Source organism: Dongia sp. (assembly GCF_041918875.1).
Taxonomy (GTDB): Bacteria; Pseudomonadota; Alphaproteobacteria; order Dongiales; family Dongiaceae; genus Dongia.
Map to the genome: position 1 here is coordinate 1 of NZ_JAYRUV010000002.1, position 19,170 is coordinate 19,170.

The window sequence follows — 19,170 nt, forward strand, 5'->3', positions numbered from 1 at the left end:
AACTCTCCTAGGCTCAGTTCCATCACCTTCTCCCATAGCCGAAGCACCGCTATAGAGAGTCAGCTTCCGAGCCAATCCGCAAGTCCCACGAGATGTGTGAACATCGTAGCCCGCGAGGGGAGAGGGGATGAGGTGCCGAGGGCAATGGTCTTCAAGACTGAAGATTTTGCATGTGACGCAGTAGCCCCTCTCCCCCGTCGACGAAGTCGGCATTCGCCTCCAGGGCGGGCTACGAGTTGGGGTGAGGGGGAATGCGACCTAAATCCCCACGCCCAGCTTCCGCAACTGCGCCAACGCCGTGCCGTCGTTCTTGAAGTGCACGGTCTTGATGCCGAGTCTGTCGGCGGCTTCGATGTTGTGGGGGTTGTCGTCGATGAAGACGCATCGCTCGGGCGGCAGGGCGATTTTTGCCAGGAGGTGGTGATAGATTTCCGGCTCCGGCTTCACCATCTTGAGATGGCCGGAGACGGCGACGTAGCGCATGTGCTTGACGAAGGGCAGATGGTGTTGGCGCGTGTCGTAGGTCTCGCCCGACCAGTTGGTGAGGCCATAGGCCGGAATGCCGGCGGCCACCACGCGCTCCAATATGTCATGGCCCTCGGCCACCGGCCCGGTCACCATCTCGTCCCACTGATGATAGAAGGCGCGGATGAGGTCTTCATGCCGCGGGTGCCGGGCCACCAGCAGGTCGATGGCCTCCGCCCAGGGGCGGCCGCGATCCTGTTCCAGGTTCCAGGCCGGGCTGCAGACGTGGCTAAGGAAGGTCTTGCGCTCAGCCGCATCGGGAATCAGGCGGCGATAGAGATTCTCCGGGTCCCAACCGACGAGAACATTGCCGAAATCGAAGATGACGGCGCCTATGGTCATGAAAATCCTCTGCTTTTGGGGAATCACGCGGTTCGTGTAGAGTGGTGCCGAATGTGGGGAATGAATATGGCATTTTTGGGCGCGCCGGATAGGACATGAAGAAGCTTGTCGTTCTGCTGGTCGTCCTGCTTCTGCTCGGTGGCGGTGCCGCCGCGGCATGGTGGTATTTCCTGCGCCCGCCCGAAGACGGCGCGCCCGTGGTCGAGGAGGTGCCGCCGCCGGTCCTCACCCAGATCGACCTGCCGCTCACCTCCATCTCGATCGTCAGGAACAACAAATCGACCCAGCGCATCGATTTCCTGATTACGATCGTGTTCGACGATCCGGAAAAGCAGAAACTGGTCGAGGAGCGCATGCCGCGCCTGTTCGATGCCGTGAACACCGAACTGCACGGTATCCTGCCGCGCAAGATGGTGGAGCAGGGCGGTTTCGAGCGGACCTATCTCGAGGAGCGCCTGACCAGGGCCGTCGCCGCGCGGTTCGGCGCGGGCACCGTCTACAAAATCTATATCAAGGACATGCAAGTCTACAAATGAGCGTTTTACCACAAGCCACTCCCGCGCCCGCCGACGCGCATCGTGCTGTCTTCGTCCTGGCCCTGGCACAGGCGACGGCGATGATCTGCAACTCGATCATGATCGTGACATCGGGCCTGACCGGCCAGATGCTGGCAGAGAACAAGGGCTGGGCCACGCTCCCGTTGGCCTTCCAGTTCATCGCCACCATGCTGACGACATTCCCGGCTTCGTTCCTGATGAAGCGCGTCGGCCGCAAGCAGGGCTTCATGGTGGGGGCCTTCATCGGCATCGCCGGCGGCCTCATCATGGCGGCGGGCACCTATGTTGCCAGCTTCTGGCTGTTCGCCATCGGCAACACGATCTTCGGAATCTCGGCGGCCTTCACCTTGTTCTATCGTTTCGCCGCGGCGGAAGCGGCGGACGATGCCTTCCGGCCCAAGGCGATTTCGCTGGTGATGGCCGGCGGTGTCATTTCAGCCATCCTGGGGCCGGAGCTTGCCAAGCGCGGCCAGGAGATATTCCTGCCGCATCTCTTCACCGGCGGCTTCGTCTTCATCGTCGGCCTCTCGATTCTGGTCGTCCTGCTCTTGCTGCCGCTGCGCCTGCCGATCATCGCCAACGAAGCAGCGGTGCATGCCAGGGAACCGGCGCGGCCCTTGCGCGAGATCGTGCTGCAGCCGCGCGCTTTCTCGGCCATCGTGGCCGCCATGCTGGGTTATGGCGTCATGTCCTTCGTGATGACGGCGACGCCGCTCGCCATGACCTTCTGCGGCTACAATCTGGATACCGGCATCGCCTTCGTCATCCAGGGCCATGTGCTGGCGATGTTCGCGCCGAGCTTCGTGACCGGCCACATCATCCGCAAGCTCGGCGAATATCGCGTCATGGCAATCGGCGTGCTGTGCTATGCCGGCTCGCTGGCGATGGGGCTTGCCGGCATCGACATCCATCATTTCTGGGTGTCGCTCGTGCTCCTTGGGCTGGGCTGGAACTTTCTCTACGTTGCAGGGACGAGCCAGCTCACCAAATCCTACCGGCCGTCGGAGCGTGCGAAGATCCAGGCCTTCAACGATTGCATGGTCTTCTCCGGCGTCGCGCTCTGTTCCTTCATCGCCGGCACGGTCGAGCAGGCCTATGGCTGGGATTGGGTCCTCTACGGTGCGATGGTGCCGGTGGTCCTGATTGCCTTGGCGCTGGCGGTCGGTTGGCGGCGGGAGCGGGTGGTGGTTGGGTGAACCCCGTTGTCATCCCCCGCGCAGGCGGGGGATCCACGAGTTACTTTCTTCGCGTAGCCGACAAACTCGTGGATGGTCCGCCCTCGCGGACCATGACAATAATCAGAAGGCAGGCGAGAGGCCCGGCATGACCGACTCCCACGCGGAAGAATATGACGGCCGCATGCTAACACTCCTGCAGATGATCTGGGGCGAGGGGTATCTGTCGCCGGGCGGGCCGCAGGCGGTGCGCGAGATCGCGGGCGGGATCGATCTTGGCGGGAAGCATGCGCTGGATATAGGCTGCGGGCTTGGCGGGCTGGATCAAGTGCTATTGACCCTGGGCGCGGCGCATGTGACGGGCGTCGATGTTTCGGCCGGTATCGTCGAGCGCGCGCGGGAGCGTATCCGCCGCTCGGGGCTTGCCAACAGGGTCGACATTCAACTGGTGGCGCCCGGACCCCTGCCTTTTGCCGATGCCAGTTTCGATATCGTCTTCGGCAAGGATGCCTGGCTGCACATACCGGACAAGGCGGCGCATTTCGCGGAAGTATACCGGGTGCTGAAGCCGGGTGGCCGCATTGCCGCCGGCGACTGGATGAAGGCGCCCGGCCCCTATAGCCGCGACATGGAATATTTCTTCGAGATGGAGGGGCTGACCTACCATCTGGTGACGCTCGCCGCCTATGGCCGCCACCTGCATGACGCCGGATTCGTGGATATCCGCCTCGCCGACATCACCCGGCGCTACCGCGCCGAGGCACATGAGGAACTGGCGCGGATGCAGGGAGAACTGGCCGGCATGATGCTGGCGGAGCTGGGCGAGGCGGGGAACGCCCATTTCGTCGAGGACTGGCGGTCGCTGACGGTCGTGCTCGACAAAGGGGAGTTGCGGCCGGCGCAGATCTGGGCCACCAGGCCCGCGGCCTGATCGCGCTGCGGCGCAGCAACGCAGGCGACTCGAAATTATTCAGGCAATCCGGGCCCTTGGCGGGTATCGAGAACGCCTGTTTTGATCCCATGCCCGGTCCCTTGGTTGCAACGGCATGCCTATTCCTTTATGTTCCGGCCACTTCAAATGATCGCCGCAGGTGACTTCGATCGCCGACCCAAGGCCTTCGAGCGACCCCAAGTGGCGACCCGTCAACTCATGTTCGAATAGGGGATGCAAGAATGGATTCGTGGCTTTGGGGAGTAATGGCTTGCGGCGTGCTGGCGCTGCTTTACGGCGTCTGGGCGACCAGATCGGTCCTGGCGGAAAGCGCCGGCACCGCGCGCATGCAGGAAATCGCTGCCGCCGTCCAGGAAGGTGCCAACGCCTATCTTAACAAGCAGTACACCGCCATCGGCATCGTCGGAATCGTGGTGGCCATCATTCTTGGCTTCTTCCTCTCCGGCCTCTCGGCGCTGGGCTTCGTCGTCGGCGCGGTCCTCTCGGGCGCCGCAGGTTATGTCGGCATGAACGTGTCGGTCCGCTCCAACGTCCGTACCGCGGAAGCGGCGCGCAAGGGCTTGGCTCCGGCGCTCGCGGTCGCGGCGAAGGCCGGCGGTATCACCGGCATGCTGGTAGTGGGCCTGGGCCTCCTCGGCGTTGCCGGCTATTACATCTTCCTGCGCTCCACCGGCGTTGAAATGCGCGCCATGCTGGAAGCGCTGGTGGGCCTCTCCTTCGGCGCCTCGCTGATTTCCATCTTCGCGCGTCTTGGCGGCGGCATCTTCACCAAGGGCGCCGATGTGGGCGCCGACCTGGTCGGCAAGATCGAAGCGGGCATTCCGGAAGACGATCCCCGCAACCCGGCCGTGATCGCCGACAATGTCGGCGACAATGTGGGCGACTGCGCCGGCATGGCCGCCGACCTGTTCGAGACCTTCGCGGTCACCGTCGTTGCCACCATGCTGCTGGGCTCGATCTTCTTCACCGGCCCGGCCCAGGAAAAGCTGATGCTGCTGCCGCTGCTGATCTGCGGCGCCAGCGTCATCGGTTCGGTCATCGGCATGTTCTTCATCAAGCTTGGCTCCAGCAACAACATCATGGGCGCCCTCTATAAGGGCCTCATCGCCGCCAGCGTGATTTCGATCGTCATCATCGCCGGCCTGATCAACCAGGTCGTCGGCTTCGACGTCATCGAAGGCACCATGACCGGCGCGAACATCCTGTGGTGCGCCGTGATCGGCCTTGCCGTCACCGGCCTCCTCGTCTGGATCACCGAATACTATACCTCGACGGCCTATCGTCCGGTGAAGTCGGTTGCCCAGGCCTCGACCACCGGCCATGCCACCAACATCATCCAGGGCCTCGCGGTCTCGATGGAAGCCTGCGCGCTTCCGGTGCTGGTGATCTCGGCCGCCATCGTCGCCGCCTTCGCCCTGGGCGGCCTCTATGGCATCGCCATCGCCGCCACCACCATGCTGTCGCTGGCCGGCATCGTTGTCGCCCTCGATGCCTACGGTCCGGTCACCGACAATGCCGGCGGCATCGCCGAAATGGCGGAACTGCCCCCGGAAGTGCGCAAGGTGACGGACGCGCTCGACGCGGTCGGCAACACCACCAAGGCCGTGACCAAGGGCTATGCCATCGGTTCGGCGGCCCTGGCGGCGCTGGTGCTGTTCGCGGCCTATACCGAGGATCTGAAGCACTACTTCCCGCAGCTCATCGACACCATCAAGTTCGAGCTCAACAACCCCTATGTTGTCATCGGCCTGTTCATCGGCGGCGCGCTGCCGTTCCTGTTCGGCGCCATGGGCATGATGGCTGTGGGCCGCGCGGCCGGTGCGGTGGTGGTGGAAGTGCGCCGTCAGTTCAAGGAAATCCCGGGCATCATGGAAGGCACCGCCAAGCCGGAATATGGCAGGGCCGTCGCCATGCTGACCACGGCGGCGATCAAGGAAATGATCATTCCCTCGCTGCTTCCCGTGGCGGCGCCGATCGTCCTCTATTTCGTGATCTCGACCGTGGCGGGCCAGGCCGAAGGCTTCATCGCGCTGGGTGCGATGCTGCTCGGCACCATCGTCACGGGTCTCTTTGTCGCCATCCAGATGACCTCTGGCGGCGGCGCCTGGGACAACGCGAAGAAGTATATCGAGGACGGCCATCACGGCGGCAAGGGCTCCGACGCCCACAAGGCCGCGGTGACGGGCGACACGGTTGGCGATCCCTACAAGGACACCGCCGGCCCAGCCGTCAACCCGATGATCAAGATCACCAACATTGTGGCCCTCCTGCTGCTGGCGGCACTCGCCCACTAAGCAGCCAAGGCACGATCATCAAGAAACCCCGGCCGATCGATCGGCCGGGGTTTTCTATTGGGCAGAACGGGCGGCGTCACGCCGTGCTTACGCCGTGCTTACGCCGGTGAAGAAGCCTTCGAGTTCCGCAAAGCCCATGGCGCTTTCGGAAAAGCGGAAGGTGCCTTGCTGGCGCATTTCCCGGGCGGCGCTGACGAAGGCGCCGTAAGCGAGGCGCGCCAATGCCGAGCCGACGCTGATGCGTTTGACGCCGGCTTGCGCGAGGTCCGCGACACTGAAGGCCGTGCCGGGCAAGCCCATCACGACATTGACCGGCTTCGTCAAGGCGCTGCAAACGGTTTGAATAGTCGCCAGATCGCGCAGGCCCGGCGCATAGAGCACATCGGCGCCGGCCTTCTCATAAGCCTGCAGGCGCCGCACCGTGTCATCCAGATCCGGCCGGCCCCAGAGGAAATTCTCGCAGCGTGCCGTCAGGACGAAATCCCGCCGCAAGGCCCCGCTGGCGCGCGCCGCCGCATCGATCCGCTCGACCGCCAGCGTGAAATCGTAGATGGGGTCGTCGGGGCGGCCGGTGTGATCTTCCAGCGAGCATCCGGCAAGGCCGATGCCGGCGGCGGCGCGGATGGTCTCGGCGGCACTTTCCGGGCTGTCGTCAAATCCCTTTTCAAGGTCGGCCGAGACGGGCAGCGCCGTTGCCTCGGCAATATCCCGGCAATGGCGCAAGGCATCCTCCCTTGGCACGCGCCCCTCCGCGACGCCGAGCGCAAAGGCCATGCCGGCGCTGGTTGTGGCGAGGGCCGGAAAGCCCATGGCGGCCAGTATCCGCGCCGTTCCGATATCCCAGGGATTGGGAATGATGAATGTTCCCGGCTGCTCATGCAGCCGGCGAAATGCAGTGCCCCGGTCGTCCATCTGCGTCGCCCTTTCCTGATTCAGGGTGACGATAGCAGGACTGGAACGAATATAGAACAGTATCTTTTGTGCAGAGCCGCGAAAAGGATGTGTCCGCCGATCAGACGCCACCCGGCGCGCCGGTGGTGCCGGTCGGCCCGGTCTTGGGTCCGTCTTCGCCCGGGCTGAAGCGGCCGAGATTGCCCAGCATCTGCTGGATGATGGTCAGCTCGTTGCCATGGGTCGGCGTCACGCGGTCGACCATGGCGACCAGGCGCCCGTCGGCCTGGTCGTAGACCTTCATGTCCTGGACGATGCCCTGGGGATCGAAGGAAATGGCAAGCACGCCCTGGTCGATGACATCCGGCTCGAAGAAGGCGGTCTGGCTGGTGCGCTTGGAGACATAGTACCAGACATCGTCGCCGAACGTGCCGGTGGTCGAGGGCGAGCCCAGCAGCTGCTCGACACGGTTCTTGTCGTCCTGGCCGGGCTGGATCTGCACCACCTGCTCCTCGTCGGGCACGTTGCCGTGCTGGACGATCTTGGACTGGCAGCCGGCGCCGAGGATGCCCAGGCTGAGGATTGCGGCCAGGAGAGCGAGGCGGGTGGGTGCGGGTGGGTGAGCCATGGCCATTGATCCGGGAACTGCCAAACTTGTTGCGCGCGCATCGGGCCGAAAGTACGGTCCCGCCCATCGGGAACAAGGCGGCAGGCGCGCCGTGGCAAATTCGCACCGTGCCCCCCAATCGTCAAGCTAAGCGGCGGCGGACGGGCGGGCGGCTCCGGAATGGCTGGAAAGGTGGCAAACGTGGCGCAAACGGCATTGGGCAGTCTCCTTGCCCGGGTCCTGCGGGGACCGAGAGCGACCCGGGACGTTGCCGGCAAGCTGTTCCAGCAGCTGGTGACCCAGGCGCGTGCCCGGGTTTTCTATGAAAAACTGGGGGTGCCGGACTCGGTCGACGGGCGCTTCGACATGGTGGCGCTCCATATTTTCCTCATTTTCCAGCGCCTGCGGGGGAAGGGTGACCGGGCGGCGATCCTGTCCCAGGCGCTCTACGACACGCTGATCCATGATTTCGAGGCCTCCCTGCGCCAGCTGGGTGCCGGGGATGTCGGGGTCGGCAAGCGGATCCGGGTCATGACCGAGGCGCTGCAGGGCCGCATCAAGGCCTATGAGACGGCGCTGGCCGGGAACGATCCGATCGAGCTTCAGGGCGCTCTGCGGCGGAACCTTTACGGCACGACGGAACCTGATATTGAAGCCGTGCGGATCGTCGCCAATTACCTGCGGCGGGCCAAGGAACTGGCCGACCGCCAGCCGATGGATCGGATCCTGCGCGGCGTTTTCGAGTTTCCACCGCCACCGGCCGGTGCTCAGCAAGATTATGGGCTGGATTGAGGAAGATGGAACAATATTCTGATATTACGGTATTTTCTAGGGAGATTGAAGCTGCCTCGGTCAGTGCCCGGGCGACGGAACGGCGGATCGAGGCAAAGCCTGACGAGCGCGCGGCCCTGGCCGAGGTGCTCGACCTCAGGGCCATCGACCGGCTGACGGCGACACTCTGGCTGCGCCGGCTGGCCTCCGGCCTCATCGAGGTGAAGGGCGAGCTGGAGGGCGAGGTCGTGCAAACCTGCGTGGTGACGCTGGAACCAGTCCCGGCCACGGTGCGGGAGAGCTTCCGCCTGACCTTTGGCGACGCCGAGCCGGAGCCGGCCCTCGACGAGATCGACATCCATTTCGACGATTCGGACCCGCCCGAGCCGATCGAGGACGGCAAGATCGACCTTGGCGCCCTGGTGGCCGAGCAGCTATCGCTGGCGCTCGATCCCTATCCGCGCAAGGAGGGGGCCGAGATTCCGCAGGAATATGCACCCAAGCCGGGCGAGGTGACGGATATCGGCACGGCCGGCAGACGCAAGCCATTCGAAGGGCTGGATAAATTGAAGAAATAGGCCAGGATGCCGGGCCGCGAGGGCAATTCGCGGGCCAAAATCGGCCATATGCCGGCCGTTCACCATCCCCTACTTGCGCTTCCTGGGGATTTTCGATATCTACCCGGCCATAGGCGGCCTCCGAACAGCTCGGGCGTGCCGCCGCTATTTTTTTGTGAAGAGAGTGGATCATGGCAGTCCCCAAGAAGAAAACCAGCAAGTCGCGCCGTGACATGCGCCGCAGCCATCATGCGCTGACGGTGAGTGCGTCGGCTGAATGCCCCAATTGCGGCGAGCTGAAGCGCCCGCACCATGTCTGCGGCTCCTGCGGCCACTATGACGGCCGCGAGGTCGTGGCGCAGGGCACCGAGGCGGACGCAGCGTAACTCCGAACCCGCTGCTATGATGGCCGGGAAGGAGTGACGGGTGGGCAGCACCAGCCTGGCTATATCTTTAGATGCGATGGGCGGCGACAACGCGCCTGACATGGTTGTCAGGGGCGCCGATATCGCGCGCCAGCGTTTTCCCAACGTCCATTTCCTGATGTTCGGCGACGAGGCCAGGCTCAAGCCCATGCTCGATGCTTTGCCGGAACTCGCCAAAGTCAGCACCATTCGCCATACCGATTCCGTCGTCTCGATGGACGACAAGCCGAGCCAGGCGCTGCGCGGCGGGCGTCAATCCTCCATGCGCCTCGCCATCGATGCGGTCCATGCCGGCGAAGCGGGGGCCTGCGTTTCCGCCGGCAATACCGGCGCGCTGATGGCCATGGCGAAGTTCGTGCTGAAGACGATGCCTGGCATCGACCGGCCGGCGATCGCCTCCTTCTTTCCGACCATGCGTTCGGAAAGCGTGATGCTGGATCTCGGCGCCAACGTGCAATGCGACGCCAACAATCTGGTCCAGTTCGCTGTCATGGGCAATGTGTTCGCGCGCCTGGTGCTGGGCGTGCAGCAACCCAGCATGGGCATCCTCAATGTCGGCGCCGAGGAACTCAAAGGGCATGACGCGGTGAAGGTCGCGGCGGCCATCCTGCGCGACGTGCCGCTGCCCGGCAAATTCGTCGGCTTCGTCGAAGGCGACGATATCGCCAAGGGCACGGTCGATGTGGTGGTGACCGACGGCTTCACCGGCAACATCGCCTTGAAGACGATCGAAGGCACGGTGAAGCTCTACGGCCATTGGCTGAAGCAGACCTTCTCCGCCTCGCTGATGTCCAAGCTCGCTTATCTCTTCGCGCGGCCGGCCTTGAATGGTCTCCGGGCCCAGGTCGATCCCCGCCGCTATAACGGGGCGATTCTCATGGGCCTCAACGGTATTTGTGTCAAAAGCCATGGCGGCACCGATTCCTATGGTTTTGCCAATGCCATCGGGGTTGCGGTAAACATGGTGCAGAATGATGCCATGGAGCGCATGAAGCAGGATTTCGCCCAGCTCATGGCCGTTCCCGGCGTCGAGGCCGTCGCCGCGGCGCTCTGACGGCGAGTCCGATCACTTTATTCAAAGATTCCAATGGCCCGCAGATCCCTGATCCTCTCCGCCGGCAGCTATCTCCCCAAGGAGATCCTGACCAATGCCGACCTCGCCAAGCGCGTCGACACCACGGATGAGTGGATCTCGCAGCGCACCGGCATCCGCCAACGCCATATCGCGGCCCCCGGGGAACTGACCTCCGACCTCGCCGTGCACGCGGCTGAACAGGCCCTCCATCATGCGGGCCTGCGCGGGGCCGATATCGACATGCTGGTCCTCGCCACGACGACACCGGATCATACCTTCCCGGCCACCGCCACCCGGGTCCAACAGCGCATCGGCATGCGCGGCGGCTTTGCCATGGACATGCAGGCGGTTTGCTCGGGCTTCGTCTTCGGCCTCGCCACGGCCGACAATTTCATCCGCTGCGGCCAGGCGCACCGCGCGCTCGTCATCGGTGCCGAGACCTTCTCGCGCATTCTCGACTGGAACGACCGCAACACCTGCGTGCTGTTCGGCGACGGAGCGGGCGCGGTCGTGCTCGAGTCCGGAGAGGGCGACGGCACGTCGAAGGATCGCGGCGTGCTCTGCACCCATCTCTTCTCGGACGGTGCCCATTACGACAAGCTCTATGTCGATGGCGGACCGTCGACGACGCAGACTTCCGGCTTCGTCCATATGGAAGGCAAGGAGGTCTTCCGTCATGCCGTCGTCAACCTCGCGGCGGCGGTCGATGCGGCCATCGCCTCGGCCGGGATCACGCCCGAGGATGTCGACTGGCTGGTGCCGCATCAGGCGAATCGGCGCATCATCGACAGCATGGGCCACAAGCTCAAACTGCCGCCCGAGAAGGTGGTCGTGACCATCGACCGCCATGCCAATACGTCGGCGGCCTCGATCCCGCTGGCCCTGGCCGAAGCGGTCAACGATGGACGAATCCAGCGCGGCCAATTGGTTCTGATGGAAGCTATGGGTGGTGGCTTCACCTGGGGTTCGGCCTTGATTCGCTACTGAATCTTCCGTGACATTGCTGAACCAATCCCTACACGTATGAGCGAAGATCAATGTCGCTCTCTAATTGACTGATTTCAGAGTAAACGATACGCTCATTCATCAAGAGCCGCTGGAGAAGGGCAGGGGGAGATGAAGGGCAACACCATCACGCGTGCGCATCTGGCCGAAGCCGTCTATCAAGAGGTGGGCCTGTCGCGCAATGAATCCGCCGAGCTGGTCGACACCGTGCTCGATGAAGTCTCGCATGCGCTGGTGCGCGGCGAGAGCGTCAAGATCTCCTCCTTCGGCAGCTTTCTCGTGCGCCTCAAGGGCGAACGGGTGGGGCGCAATCCGAAGACCGGGGAAGAGGTGCCGATCAAGCCGCGCCGCGTTCTCGTCTTCCGCGCCTCGCATGTCTTGAAGGACCGCGTCAACAAGGGCGCTGAAAAACAATCATGAGCTCCACGGCAGAACGGCTTCCCGCCGCCGAGCGTGCCGCGGGTAACGCGAAGCAGGATTCGGCTGCCCAGCGCCGCGCCAATGCGCGCCGGGTCGAAAAGGCCGCCGGCGCCTTCCGCACCATCTCGGAAGTGGCGGACGATCTCGAGGTGCCGCAGCATGTGCTGCGCTTCTGGGAAACCAAATTCCCCCAGATCAAGCCGATGAAGCGCGGCGGCGGCCGCCGCTATTACCGGCCCGAGGATGTCGACCTGCTGCGCGCCATCCGCGGCCTGCTCTATGACCAGGGCTATACGATCAAGGGCGTCCAGAAGCTGATCCGCGAAGGCGCCCTGCGCCTGGGCGCCGACCTCTCCGAGGTCGAGGCCTTAGGGCTCTCCCCCGATGCCGCCGGCAACGGCCACGCGGCGGCGGAAGCGGCGGGCCCAGCCGATTCCCAGACCGACCCCACGCTTGCCGCCAAGCTCGGCCAGGCCACGGCCATGCTGGATCTACCCCTCTTCAAGGCAGCCGCCCTCGACGAACGCCAGGTCCGCGAAGTAAAGGCCATCACCGCCGAACTCGAGGAACTACGCGACCGCCTGCGGAAGGTCCTGGGCTGATCCGCAGCCGTCCGACCCAGACCGCCAATAGCACCGTCATGCCCGGGCTTGACCCGGGCATCTGTCGGAACCTGAAAGGCTGCCCCCCAACCTCACCCCGACCCACTTCGTTGGGTGTGCGATTCCAGGAACGCAGGAAGAGCCCCATTAACTATTCGCCCCCATCTCGGTTCTTTACGTTGCGCGCGCGGGGGAGGGCCGCTATATAAGCCTCGCCGCAGGCACCCCCAAAGGCCCGTTCCAAAACGCGCCTTCCGCCCAGGCCCGGGATCCCCATCAGCGGGACCCTTGAGAAAGAAGCGTCGGAGCGTGGCGCAGCCTGGTAGCGCACTAGACTGGGGGTCTAGGGGTCGCAGGTTCAAATCCTGTCGCTCCGACCATTTTTCAGTGAATTCAGTGGTGTGTCGGGTCGGCTCTGCCGGCTCTTTTCGTGCTGGGGTAACGGAGAAAATACTTGGAGCCGCATTTTGTCCGCCTTAAGTTTGTCCGCAGCCGTTTGGGCACAGCTTGCGAATCTGGTATTCTGTAATCATTGTTAGATTGCCAATTCGGCAGTTGGAGCAAGCGGTGAGCGAAGAGGGCAAAATTCTCGCGGCGTTCAGCGAGGATCATGTTGAAAGGCTGACCGGCCTATCCAGAGCGCAGCTGCGACACTGGGACCGGACAGGCTTCTTCACGCCGGCATTCGCGTCACAGGACCGTAGTCAGCCCTTTAGTCGGATCTACTCCTTCCTAGATGTGGCGGCGCTTCGAGTTCTGCACGCCTTGAGGCATGATCATGGAGTCACCCTGCAACATCTCCGGAAGGTAGCGAAGAAGCTAGACAATCTAGATAGCTCTGGCTGGGTGCAAACGAAGTTGTATGTTTCGAACCGGAAAGTCTACTTCGAGGACCCGCGCAGCGGGAAGCCGATGGAGGCATTGACTGGTCAGTATCCGCTTCAAGTCATTATCCCTCTAAAGCGGGTAATCGCCGAAACGAAAAAAGCTGTTGGCCTGCTTAGTCGCCGGTCAAAGGAGACGCACGGTCATTTCGAGCGACATAAATTTGTTGCACAAAATGCTGAAGTAATTGCCGGTACCCGCATCCCAGTGGCCTCGGTTGCACGGATGATCGAAGATGGTGCTACCGTGCGACATATTCGGCAGGAGTATCCCTCTCTGACAGATGCGGATATTGCCGCCGTAAAGGCGACACTGAAGGCCAAGAAAGCCGCGTGACGACCGCAGCTAGCAAGCCGCGAGTCTTGACAGATGAAAGCGTGCCCGCTTCGGTTGGAAAGATGCTGCAGCATCACGGTTATGACGTGAAAAAGGTCGGAGAAATTGTACCGGCTGGCTCAGCCGATCCGGTTGTCTGTCAAGCGGCTGTTCAGGCAGGCCGCATTCTCATCGCAGTCGACAAAGATATGCGGCAGCATGCAAAAGACCGCGGGCCTAGGCCCGGACGGTTTCCCAATCTCCATCTGATTTTTCTTTCCTGCCGCGAAACGGAGTCCGCCGACCGCGTAGAAGCCGCGCTGTCATTCATCGAGCATGAGCATGAACTCGCGATAGCGGCGGGTACTCGGATGTGGGTTGATATTGGAACGTCATCCATGCGAACGCACAGGTGACGGATGGGCGAGCGATGTTGGGGGAGCAGCGCGGCAACAACCGGGAAGCTGTGTTCTTCGATGCCGAGGACTACCGGCTCTATCTGGCGCTGGGCGCCGATGGCCCGGCACGGCGGCGCGCCTACCGCGCCTTGTTTCGCGCGAGCCTTCCGGGCGAAACGGTCGAGGCTCTGCGCCGCGCCACCCAAGGCGGCTGGGTACTGGGCAGCGATAAATTCGCGGCCAGGATCGCGCGCATGGCCGGCCGCCGGACAGCGCCCCTCCCAACCGGCCGCCCACGCCGCGCGGCAGAAGAAAACAGGCAAGGGAAACTGATATGACAAACCAGAATCGCACTCTGACCCCGATTCTTCTTCGTGAGAGTCATCGCTTCCGCCCCCCTCCCGGCCTCCCCCCTGAAGGTGGGAGGAGATGAGAGCGAGGCTGATCGGTAGACCTCGATTCAAAGCCCTCCCACCTTCAGGGGGGAGGGTTGGGAGGGGGGCCGGTTCGGTGGTATAGACCGGAGAGATAGGTAACAGTTTGGACCGGAGACATGGGTAACAGGTCAACATGGTCGGCAAGGGGGACTTGCCGATGCCTTGGAAAGAGACCTGCGTTCACTTCGCGCTCACCCTCGGCGAAGGGCAAAAGGCCCTTGATGAAGGAGAGGTAGCCTGCCGCCTTCAAGCCGATCCTGGAACAATGATATGGTTCCTATTTTGTTCTTGACAAGTGTCTGGGAATCCGGTACTAATTAGCTTGTGCACACATCACCTCCGGCGCTCAGCCGGAATTGCTCGGTTGTCCTCGGCGCAAGCTCCATTTCGGGGGCGCAGGCCGCTTTCATAGCTCCCTTGATCCAGCGTTTGCCTGGGGTGGAGCGGCCTTGGCCGGCGGCTGAAGCCCGGCCTCCCGGATCGGATGGATGAGCGATCCCCCGCGAGTCCCGGGTCACAGGACGCTCCCCTTGGGCCGCAGCGGTTGGCGGCCCCCGCTGGACCCGATGCGGTGACCGGGTTCCCCTTCCGGATTGCGAGGCACGTAATCCGCGTCGCGGCCGAAACGACACGGCCGACATACTGTCCGAGCAATTCCTGATGGGCGTCGATTTGTATCTGTAGAGAGGGGAGAACAACTCACTGCGGCGCCGGCACATAGATCTTCGCATCGCCATAGAGGCGCTGGCGGTTCCAGGTATCGCGCGAGCCGAGATACTGCTCGGTGGCGGCGGCGTCGATGCCGTTGCGGCCATAGCAGACATGGCGGCTGCGCTCGCAGATGAGCCCCTGCGCTGGCGAGAAGTGGTTGGCGCCGAGATAGCCGGTGGTCTCGCCGTCGGGCAGGCCCCAGGGTGTCGCATAGCCGTAAGGAGAGGGGTTGCCATAGGCGTGGAGTGCCAGATCGACACCTTGTCCCGAACTCACATAGCGCGTCTGCACCGGCTTCGGCGGCGGATCGGATGTGCAGCCGGCGAGCATCGTCCCCACCATCGCGAGGACGGCAAATGAGACAAGGCGGAGTTCCTGACCAGTTCGGGTAAGCGACCATTTGAGCATGGCATACCCCCGGGGCGATCGTTTCGCGGCGCGATGTGCCAGTATCACTCCTGGTGCCCAAGAGTTCCAGGTCGGTCGCGGCATCCGGGTGGATGAAATGGTTAAATTCACCCGCCATGCCGGGTCCGCTGGACTCAAGACCTAGTCGGTCAGGCCTCTGCAAAAGTATATTTGCAGCGTATCCGCTGGGGATTTCGATCAAATATGCGGGAAAAACCCACTTCGCACATTTGCGTGTATCCAGCGCCAAGATTCGCCGGTTCATTTCCGGCCCGAGAAGTGCCATAAATAATCTCGGAAATAAGCAGTTTAGGCGAATGCGGCCTTTAGGGGCTGGGCAGCTTGGCCTTCGCTGAAGCGAGAATTGAGATGATTGACGCTCCTGAGCACTTGCAACCGATTGTACCTAATGCTGATGGCGAAGCCGGCAACGGCGACGCCATCAGCCTTTCTCTTGCTGATCTGCTGCCCGACAGTGGCGGCGCCATTGTCATTGAAGGCGATGGTGGCGATCTCAGCATCCGAATCATGACCGATGAGCCGGTGGTCGATACCGGCGTGGTCGAAACATTGGTGACGGCGACGGGGGAAGATGTCTCCGGCCACACCTTCTTTTCCTTCGGCAACGGCACGACCGTCTACGCTCCGCGCGAACTGGACCTGCTGATCGTCAATATGGACGTTTGACTGGCCGCTTACTACGCCGGCCGGCGACGGATATATCACTGAGCTTTGGAGATGCCGGCACAAGCCGGCATTTTCTTTTGCGGCGGTAGCGGTGGCTGCGTCAGCTAGAAGCTGCCGCCGCCGTCATTGTCGCTCTCATGTTCATGCTCGTTGCCGTTTTCATGCTCCGGCTTGTCGCCGCGGTCGCGCCGCAAGCAGAAATCGTCATGCGGATCGTAGCAACGCTTCTTGCGCGGAATGACTTTCTTCTCCTGCGGCGCCGGTGCGATTGGCGCGAGCTGTAACTGCGGCGCTTTGAGGAGATCGAAGCCGAACTCGGGCCCAGGCACGTCCGTGGCGGCAAGAAGAGCTGCGACCTGTGCTTCGTTCCAACGCGCGATTGCGCCCAATCCCTGCTCGGTCACGGTGACGCCCAGCGTGCGGGTAAGCGTCGTGGCGCTGACGCCGGAAATCTCGTTCTTGCGCACGCCCACCCGGCCGGCGATGACCAGCACGTCGCTTTTCACCTGGTCGGCGAGGATCCCCCATTCAGTCCCGCGCACGGCGGTGATCGCCCGGGGCGTCCGAATCTCGAAACGCGACGCGGGTGTCGCCGGCGCCGCGTGGGCGCGCAGGGCGCCTTGCGCGAGGTCCAGCTTGACCTGCCGATCGCCGCCGGGGCCGCTGCTGATCACATCGTCGATCGAGAAAGTCGATTGCGATCCGAGGTTGATGACTGATCCGTCGATCAGTTGCAGGCGCACGCGGCCATTGGCATCGGTGGTGAGTTGGTCGCCTGGTTCGAGCGCTGCGCCGAGCAGGAGCGGCGCAGTCGCATCGTCGCGGGTGAGGATGGCCTGGCCGCGGAGCTTCACGACCTGGGCGACTGGATCGGCCCAGGCGAGAGCGGTCGAGGCGAGAAGGGCGAGCACCCCCCAAGAGAGTTCGCGCAAGCACATCATCTTCATTTTCCGTCGAGAGCTTTCTCAAGGGTAGTGGACACGATCCGGTCCGTCCAGACGCGCTGGACGAGAAGCATTCCTCAAGTCCAGCACGTGTATCGGCCGTCAGCCTGTTGGTCGGGACAAGCCGGGCTCCGGTTCGCTCCACCGCTCACACAGGAATGGAATATCCTGCGATGTCCTTACGGAATGGGCGGTCTTCAGATATCGAGATTCTGGGCGAAGCGCGCGTTTTCCTGGATGAACTGGAAGCGCATCTCGGGCTTGCGGCCCATCAGCCGTTCGACCAGATCGGCGGTCTCGCGTGCCTCCTCCCGTTCTTCCTCATTGTATTTGTGCGGGATGCGCACCTTGAGGAGCGAGCGATGGCGCGGGTCCATCGTCGTTTCCTTGAGCTGGGCCGCCGGCATTTCGCCAAGGCCCTTGAAGCGGCTGATCTCGACCTTGCCGCGGCCCGAGAACGCGCCCTTCAAGAGCGCATCCTTATGCGCATCGTCGCGGGCGTAGGCGACCTTGCCGCCTTGCGCCAGCCGATAGAGCGGCGGCTGCGCCAGGAAGAGATGGCCGTTCTCGATGAGCTGCGGCATCTCGCGATAGAAGAAGGTCATCAAGAGCGAGGCGATATGCGCGCCGTCGACATCGGCATCGGTCATGATGACGACCTTCTCGTAACGCAGCCGTTCCTCGCTGTACTTGTCGCGGCTGCCGCAACCCAGAGCCTGGATGAGATCCACCAGCTCCTGGTTGGCGGCGAGCTTGTCATTGGTGGCCGAAGCGACGTTGAGGATCTTGCCGCGCAAGGGCAGCACGGCCTGGGTCTCGCGGTTGCGCGCCTGCTTGGCGGAGCCGCCGGCGCTGTCGCCCTCGACCAGGAAAATCTCGGTCCCGGCCATCGCGTCCTTGGTGCAATCGGCGAGCTTGCCGGGCAGGCGCAGCTTCCTGGTTGCGGTCTTGCGCGACAGTTCCTTGTCCTGCTTCTTGCGGAGGCGTTCCTCGGCCTTCTCGACGACGCGCTCGAGAAGGTCCTTGGCGCGGCCGGGATCGTTCGACAGCCAGTGATCGAAATGATCCTTGATCATGTTGTCGACCAGGCGCGTCGCTTCCGGCGAGGCCAGCTTTTCCTTGGTCTGGCCCTGGAACTGCGGATCGCGGATGAAGACAGAGAGCAGCATCGCCGCATTGCCGCAGATGTCGTCCGACGTGACGAGGCCGATCTTGCGGTTGCCGACCAGATCGCCATAGGCCTTGAGCGAGCGGGTGAGGCCCGTGCGCAGGCCGCTCTCATGCGTGCCGCCTTCGGGGGTTGGCACGGTGTTGCAATAGGAACTCATGAAGCCGTCTTCATCGACCGGCCAGGCGATCGCCCATTCGAGGCGCCCCTGCTCGTCGGGGAATTCGGCCTGGCCCGCGAAGGGCGCCGAGGTGATGGTCTTGCGGGTTCCCAGCGTCATGCCGAGATAGTCCATCAGGCCGCCGGGGAAGTGCAGCACGGCCTGGGCCGGCGTCTCTTCGCCTTCATGGATGAGTGCGGGATCGCAGCTCCAGCGGATTTCGACGCCGCGATAGAGGTAGGCCTTCGAGCGGCACATGCGATAAAGGCGGCTCGGTTTGAAGTGAAGCTGCTTGCCGAAGATATCGGGATCCGGATGGAAGCGGACCGATGTGCCGCGACGGTTGACGTTGCCCTGATTGGTCAGCTTGGTGACCGGCTTGCCGCGCTTGTAGCTCTGCACCCAGAGTTGCTTTTCCTTCGCCACTTCGACGATGAGATCGTCGGAGAGGGCGTTCACCACCGAACTGCCGACACCGTGCAGACCGCCGGAAGTCTGGTAGACCTTGCCGGAGAATTTACCGCCCGAGTGGAGCGTGGTGAGAATGACTTCGAGCGCCGACTTGTCCTTGAACTTCGGGTGCGGGTCGATCGGAATGCCGCGGCCGTTGTCGCGCACGGTCACATAGCCGTCCTTATCGAGTTCGACTTCGATGCGGCTGGCGTGACCCGCCACGGCTTCGTCCATCGAATTGTCGAGCACTTCGGCGACCAGGTGATGGAGCGCCCGCTCGTCCGTGCCGCCGATATACATGCCGGGGCGGCGGCGGACGGGCTCCAGACCCTCCAGAACCTCGATATCCTTGGCGGAATAGTCGCCGCCCTTCTTGGGCGTGCCTTCGAAAAGATCGCTCATGGGA

Annotated in this window: 21 protein-coding genes and 1 tRNA gene; 16 read left to right on the forward strand and 6 right to left on the reverse strand. The window is 63.2% G+C overall.

Annotation, left to right across the window (positions count from 1 at the left end; genetic code table 11):
* Positions 1 to 258: 258 nt before the first annotated feature.
* Positions 259 to 867: an HAD family hydrolase gene (locus ACE3TY_RS01860; protein WP_374650372.1), complete on the reverse strand. Its 609-nt coding sequence runs from the start codon at positions 865 to 867 to the stop codon at positions 259 to 261.
* 95 nt (positions 868 to 962) lie between these two features.
* On the opposite strand from ACE3TY_RS01860, the gene ACE3TY_RS01865 reads away from it, so the two are divergent.
* The 4 genes from ACE3TY_RS01865 to ACE3TY_RS01880 all read left to right on the forward strand — a co-directional run bounded on the left by ACE3TY_RS01865 (position 963) and on the right by ACE3TY_RS01880 (position 5,845).
* Positions 963 to 1,403, forward strand: coding sequence for a hypothetical protein (locus ACE3TY_RS01865; RefSeq protein WP_374650374.1), 441 nt, complete (start codon positions 963 to 965; stop codon positions 1,401 to 1,403).
* Complete coding sequence (locus ACE3TY_RS01870) at positions 1,400 to 2,620, forward strand: MFS transporter (protein WP_374650376.1); 1,221 nt, start codon at positions 1,400 to 1,402, stop codon at positions 2,618 to 2,620. The genes ACE3TY_RS01865 and ACE3TY_RS01870 overlap by 4 nt, the downstream gene beginning before the upstream one ends.
* A gap of 127 nt (positions 2,621 to 2,747) precedes the next feature.
* Complete coding sequence (locus tag ACE3TY_RS01875; protein WP_374650378.1) at positions 2,748 to 3,530, forward strand: methyltransferase domain-containing protein; 783 nt, start codon at positions 2,748 to 2,750, stop codon at positions 3,528 to 3,530.
* Positions 3,531 to 3,772: 242 nt separating this feature from the next.
* Positions 3,773 to 5,845, forward strand: coding sequence for a sodium-translocating pyrophosphatase (locus tag ACE3TY_RS01880; RefSeq protein WP_374650380.1), 2,073 nt, complete (start codon positions 3,773 to 3,775; stop codon positions 5,843 to 5,845).
* Between the two features lie 87 nt (positions 5,846 to 5,932).
* Here ACE3TY_RS01880 and ACE3TY_RS01885 read toward each other — a convergent pair whose 3' ends face one another.
* Together ACE3TY_RS01885 and ACE3TY_RS01890 are read right to left on the reverse strand one after the other, a co-directional pair.
* Positions 5,933 to 6,757, reverse strand: coding sequence for an oxaloacetate decarboxylase (locus tag ACE3TY_RS01885; protein WP_374650381.1), 825 nt, complete (start codon positions 6,755 to 6,757; stop codon positions 5,933 to 5,935).
* 100 nt (positions 6,758 to 6,857) lie between these two features.
* Positions 6,858 to 7,364 (reverse strand): outer membrane protein assembly factor BamE, encoded by a 507-nt coding sequence (locus ACE3TY_RS01890; RefSeq protein ID WP_374650383.1) that lies wholly within the window; start codon positions 7,362 to 7,364, stop codon positions 6,858 to 6,860.
* Between the two features lie 159 nt (positions 7,365 to 7,523).
* Between ACE3TY_RS01890 and ACE3TY_RS01895 the strand changes: the two genes are divergently transcribed.
* The 11 genes from ACE3TY_RS01895 (at position 7,524) to ACE3TY_RS01945 (ending at position 14,134) form a co-directional block, all read left to right on the forward strand.
* Complete coding sequence (locus ACE3TY_RS01895; protein WP_374650384.1) at positions 7,524 to 8,135, forward strand: ubiquinol-cytochrome C chaperone family protein; 612 nt, start codon at positions 7,524 to 7,526, stop codon at positions 8,133 to 8,135.
* 5 nt (positions 8,136 to 8,140) lie between these two features.
* Complete coding sequence (locus ACE3TY_RS01900) at positions 8,141 to 8,692, forward strand: DUF177 domain-containing protein (protein ID WP_374650385.1); 552 nt, start codon at positions 8,141 to 8,143, stop codon at positions 8,690 to 8,692.
* 170 nt (positions 8,693 to 8,862) lie between these two features.
* Positions 8,863 to 9,057 carry a 50S ribosomal protein L32 gene (rpmF, locus tag ACE3TY_RS01905; protein WP_374312983.1) on the forward strand — a complete coding sequence of 65 codons (195 nt, stop codon included), beginning with the start codon at positions 8,863 to 8,865 and terminating at the stop codon, positions 9,055 to 9,057.
* A 40-nt stretch (positions 9,058 to 9,097) separates the two neighbouring features.
* Entirely contained in the window at positions 9,098 to 10,150 is a 1,053-nt protein-coding gene (gene plsX / locus ACE3TY_RS01910) for a phosphate acyltransferase PlsX (protein ID WP_374650387.1), read from the forward strand.
* 33 nt (positions 10,151 to 10,183) lie between these two features.
* Complete coding sequence (locus tag ACE3TY_RS01915; protein ID WP_374650388.1) at positions 10,184 to 11,158, forward strand: beta-ketoacyl-ACP synthase III; 975 nt, start codon at positions 10,184 to 10,186, stop codon at positions 11,156 to 11,158.
* Positions 11,159 to 11,287: 129 nt separating this feature from the next.
* The gene (locus tag ACE3TY_RS01920; RefSeq protein WP_374650389.1) at positions 11,288 to 11,596 is read left to right on the forward strand and encodes an integration host factor subunit alpha; all 309 of its coding nucleotides are present in this window, start codon (positions 11,288 to 11,290) and stop codon (positions 11,594 to 11,596) included.
* The gene (locus ACE3TY_RS01925) at positions 11,593 to 12,198 is read left to right on the forward strand and encodes a MerR family transcriptional regulator (protein ID WP_374650391.1); all 606 of its coding nucleotides are present in this window, start codon (positions 11,593 to 11,595) and stop codon (positions 12,196 to 12,198) included. Before ACE3TY_RS01920 ends, ACE3TY_RS01925 begins: the two co-directional genes overlap by 4 nt.
* Before the next feature lie 303 nt (positions 12,199 to 12,501).
* Positions 12,502 to 12,578, forward strand: a tRNA-Pro gene (locus ACE3TY_RS01930).
* A 187-nt stretch (positions 12,579 to 12,765) separates the two neighbouring features.
* On the forward strand, positions 12,766 to 13,419 hold the full coding sequence (locus ACE3TY_RS01935) for a DUF433 domain-containing protein (RefSeq protein WP_374650393.1): 654 nt from the start codon (positions 12,766 to 12,768) through the stop codon (positions 13,417 to 13,419).
* Positions 13,416 to 13,814 carry a DUF5615 family PIN-like protein gene (locus ACE3TY_RS01940; protein WP_374650395.1) on the forward strand — a complete coding sequence of 133 codons (399 nt, stop codon included), beginning with the start codon at positions 13,416 to 13,418 and terminating at the stop codon, positions 13,812 to 13,814. Before ACE3TY_RS01935 ends, ACE3TY_RS01940 begins: the two co-directional genes overlap by 4 nt.
* Before the next feature lie 14 nt (positions 13,815 to 13,828).
* On the forward strand, positions 13,829 to 14,134 hold the full coding sequence (locus ACE3TY_RS01945) for a hypothetical protein (RefSeq protein ID WP_374650397.1): 306 nt from the start codon (positions 13,829 to 13,831) through the stop codon (positions 14,132 to 14,134).
* A 798-nt stretch (positions 14,135 to 14,932) separates the two neighbouring features.
* Here the strand turns inward: ACE3TY_RS01945 and ACE3TY_RS01950 are convergent.
* Complete coding sequence (locus tag ACE3TY_RS01950; RefSeq protein WP_374650399.1) at positions 14,933 to 15,352, reverse strand: hypothetical protein; 420 nt, start codon at positions 15,350 to 15,352, stop codon at positions 14,933 to 14,935.
* Between the two features lie 342 nt (positions 15,353 to 15,694).
* Between ACE3TY_RS01950 and ACE3TY_RS01955 the strand changes: the two genes are divergently transcribed.
* Entirely contained in the window at positions 15,695 to 16,039 is a 345-nt protein-coding gene (locus ACE3TY_RS01955) for a hypothetical protein (protein ID WP_374650401.1), read from the forward strand.
* A 104-nt stretch (positions 16,040 to 16,143) separates the two neighbouring features.
* Here ACE3TY_RS01955 and ACE3TY_RS01960 read toward each other — a convergent pair whose 3' ends face one another.
* Complete coding sequence (locus ACE3TY_RS01960; protein WP_374650403.1) at positions 16,144 to 16,980, reverse strand: FecR domain-containing protein; 837 nt, start codon at positions 16,978 to 16,980, stop codon at positions 16,144 to 16,146.
* A 200-nt stretch (positions 16,981 to 17,180) separates the two neighbouring features.
* Entirely contained in the window at positions 17,181 to 19,166 is a 1,986-nt protein-coding gene (parE, locus tag ACE3TY_RS01965; protein ID WP_374650405.1) for a DNA topoisomerase IV subunit B, read from the reverse strand.
* Positions 19,167 to 19,170: the final 4 nt, after the last annotated feature.

Coding starts and splice junctions, on each gene's coding strand:
- ACE3TY_RS01860 (WP_374650372.1), bottom strand. CDS start 867: ATGACCATAGGCGCCGTCATCTTCGATTTCGGCAATGTTCTCGTCGGT.
- ACE3TY_RS01865 (WP_374650374.1), top strand. CDS start 963: ATGAAGAAGCTTGTCGTTCTGCTGGTCGTCCTGCTTCTGCTCGGTGGC.
- ACE3TY_RS01870 (WP_374650376.1), top strand. CDS start 1,400: ATGAGCGTTTTACCACAAGCCACTCCCGCGCCCGCCGACGCGCATCGT.
- ACE3TY_RS01875 (WP_374650378.1), top strand. CDS start 2,748: ATGACCGACTCCCACGCGGAAGAATATGACGGCCGCATGCTAACACTC.
- ACE3TY_RS01880 (WP_374650380.1), top strand. CDS start 3,773: ATGGATTCGTGGCTTTGGGGAGTAATGGCTTGCGGCGTGCTGGCGCTG.
- ACE3TY_RS01885 (WP_374650381.1), bottom strand. CDS start 6,757: ATGGACGACCGGGGCACTGCATTTCGCCGGCTGCATGAGCAGCCGGGA.
- ACE3TY_RS01890 (WP_374650383.1), bottom strand. CDS start 7,364: ATGGCTCACCCACCCGCACCCACCCGCCTCGCTCTCCTGGCCGCAATC.
- ACE3TY_RS01895 (WP_374650384.1), top strand. CDS start 7,524: ATGGCTGGAAAGGTGGCAAACGTGGCGCAAACGGCATTGGGCAGTCTC.
- ACE3TY_RS01900 (WP_374650385.1), top strand. CDS start 8,141: ATGGAACAATATTCTGATATTACGGTATTTTCTAGGGAGATTGAAGCT.
- rpmF (WP_374312983.1), top strand. CDS start 8,863: ATGGCAGTCCCCAAGAAGAAAACCAGCAAGTCGCGCCGTGACATGCGC.
- ACE3TY_RS01915 (WP_374650388.1), top strand. CDS start 10,184: ATGGCCCGCAGATCCCTGATCCTCTCCGCCGGCAGCTATCTCCCCAAG.
- ACE3TY_RS01920 (WP_374650389.1), top strand. CDS start 11,288: ATGAAGGGCAACACCATCACGCGTGCGCATCTGGCCGAAGCCGTCTAT.
- ACE3TY_RS01925 (WP_374650391.1), top strand. CDS start 11,593: ATGAGCTCCACGGCAGAACGGCTTCCCGCCGCCGAGCGTGCCGCGGGT.
- ACE3TY_RS01945 (WP_374650397.1), top strand. CDS start 13,829: ATGTTGGGGGAGCAGCGCGGCAACAACCGGGAAGCTGTGTTCTTCGAT.
- ACE3TY_RS01950 (WP_374650399.1), bottom strand. CDS start 15,352: ATGCTCAAATGGTCGCTTACCCGAACTGGTCAGGAACTCCGCCTTGTC.
- ACE3TY_RS01960 (WP_374650403.1), bottom strand. CDS start 16,980: ATGATGTGCTTGCGCGAACTCTCTTGGGGGGTGCTCGCCCTTCTCGCC.
- parE (WP_374650405.1), bottom strand. CDS start 19,166: ATGAGCGATCTTTTCGAAGGCACGCCCAAGAAGGGCGGCGACTATTCC.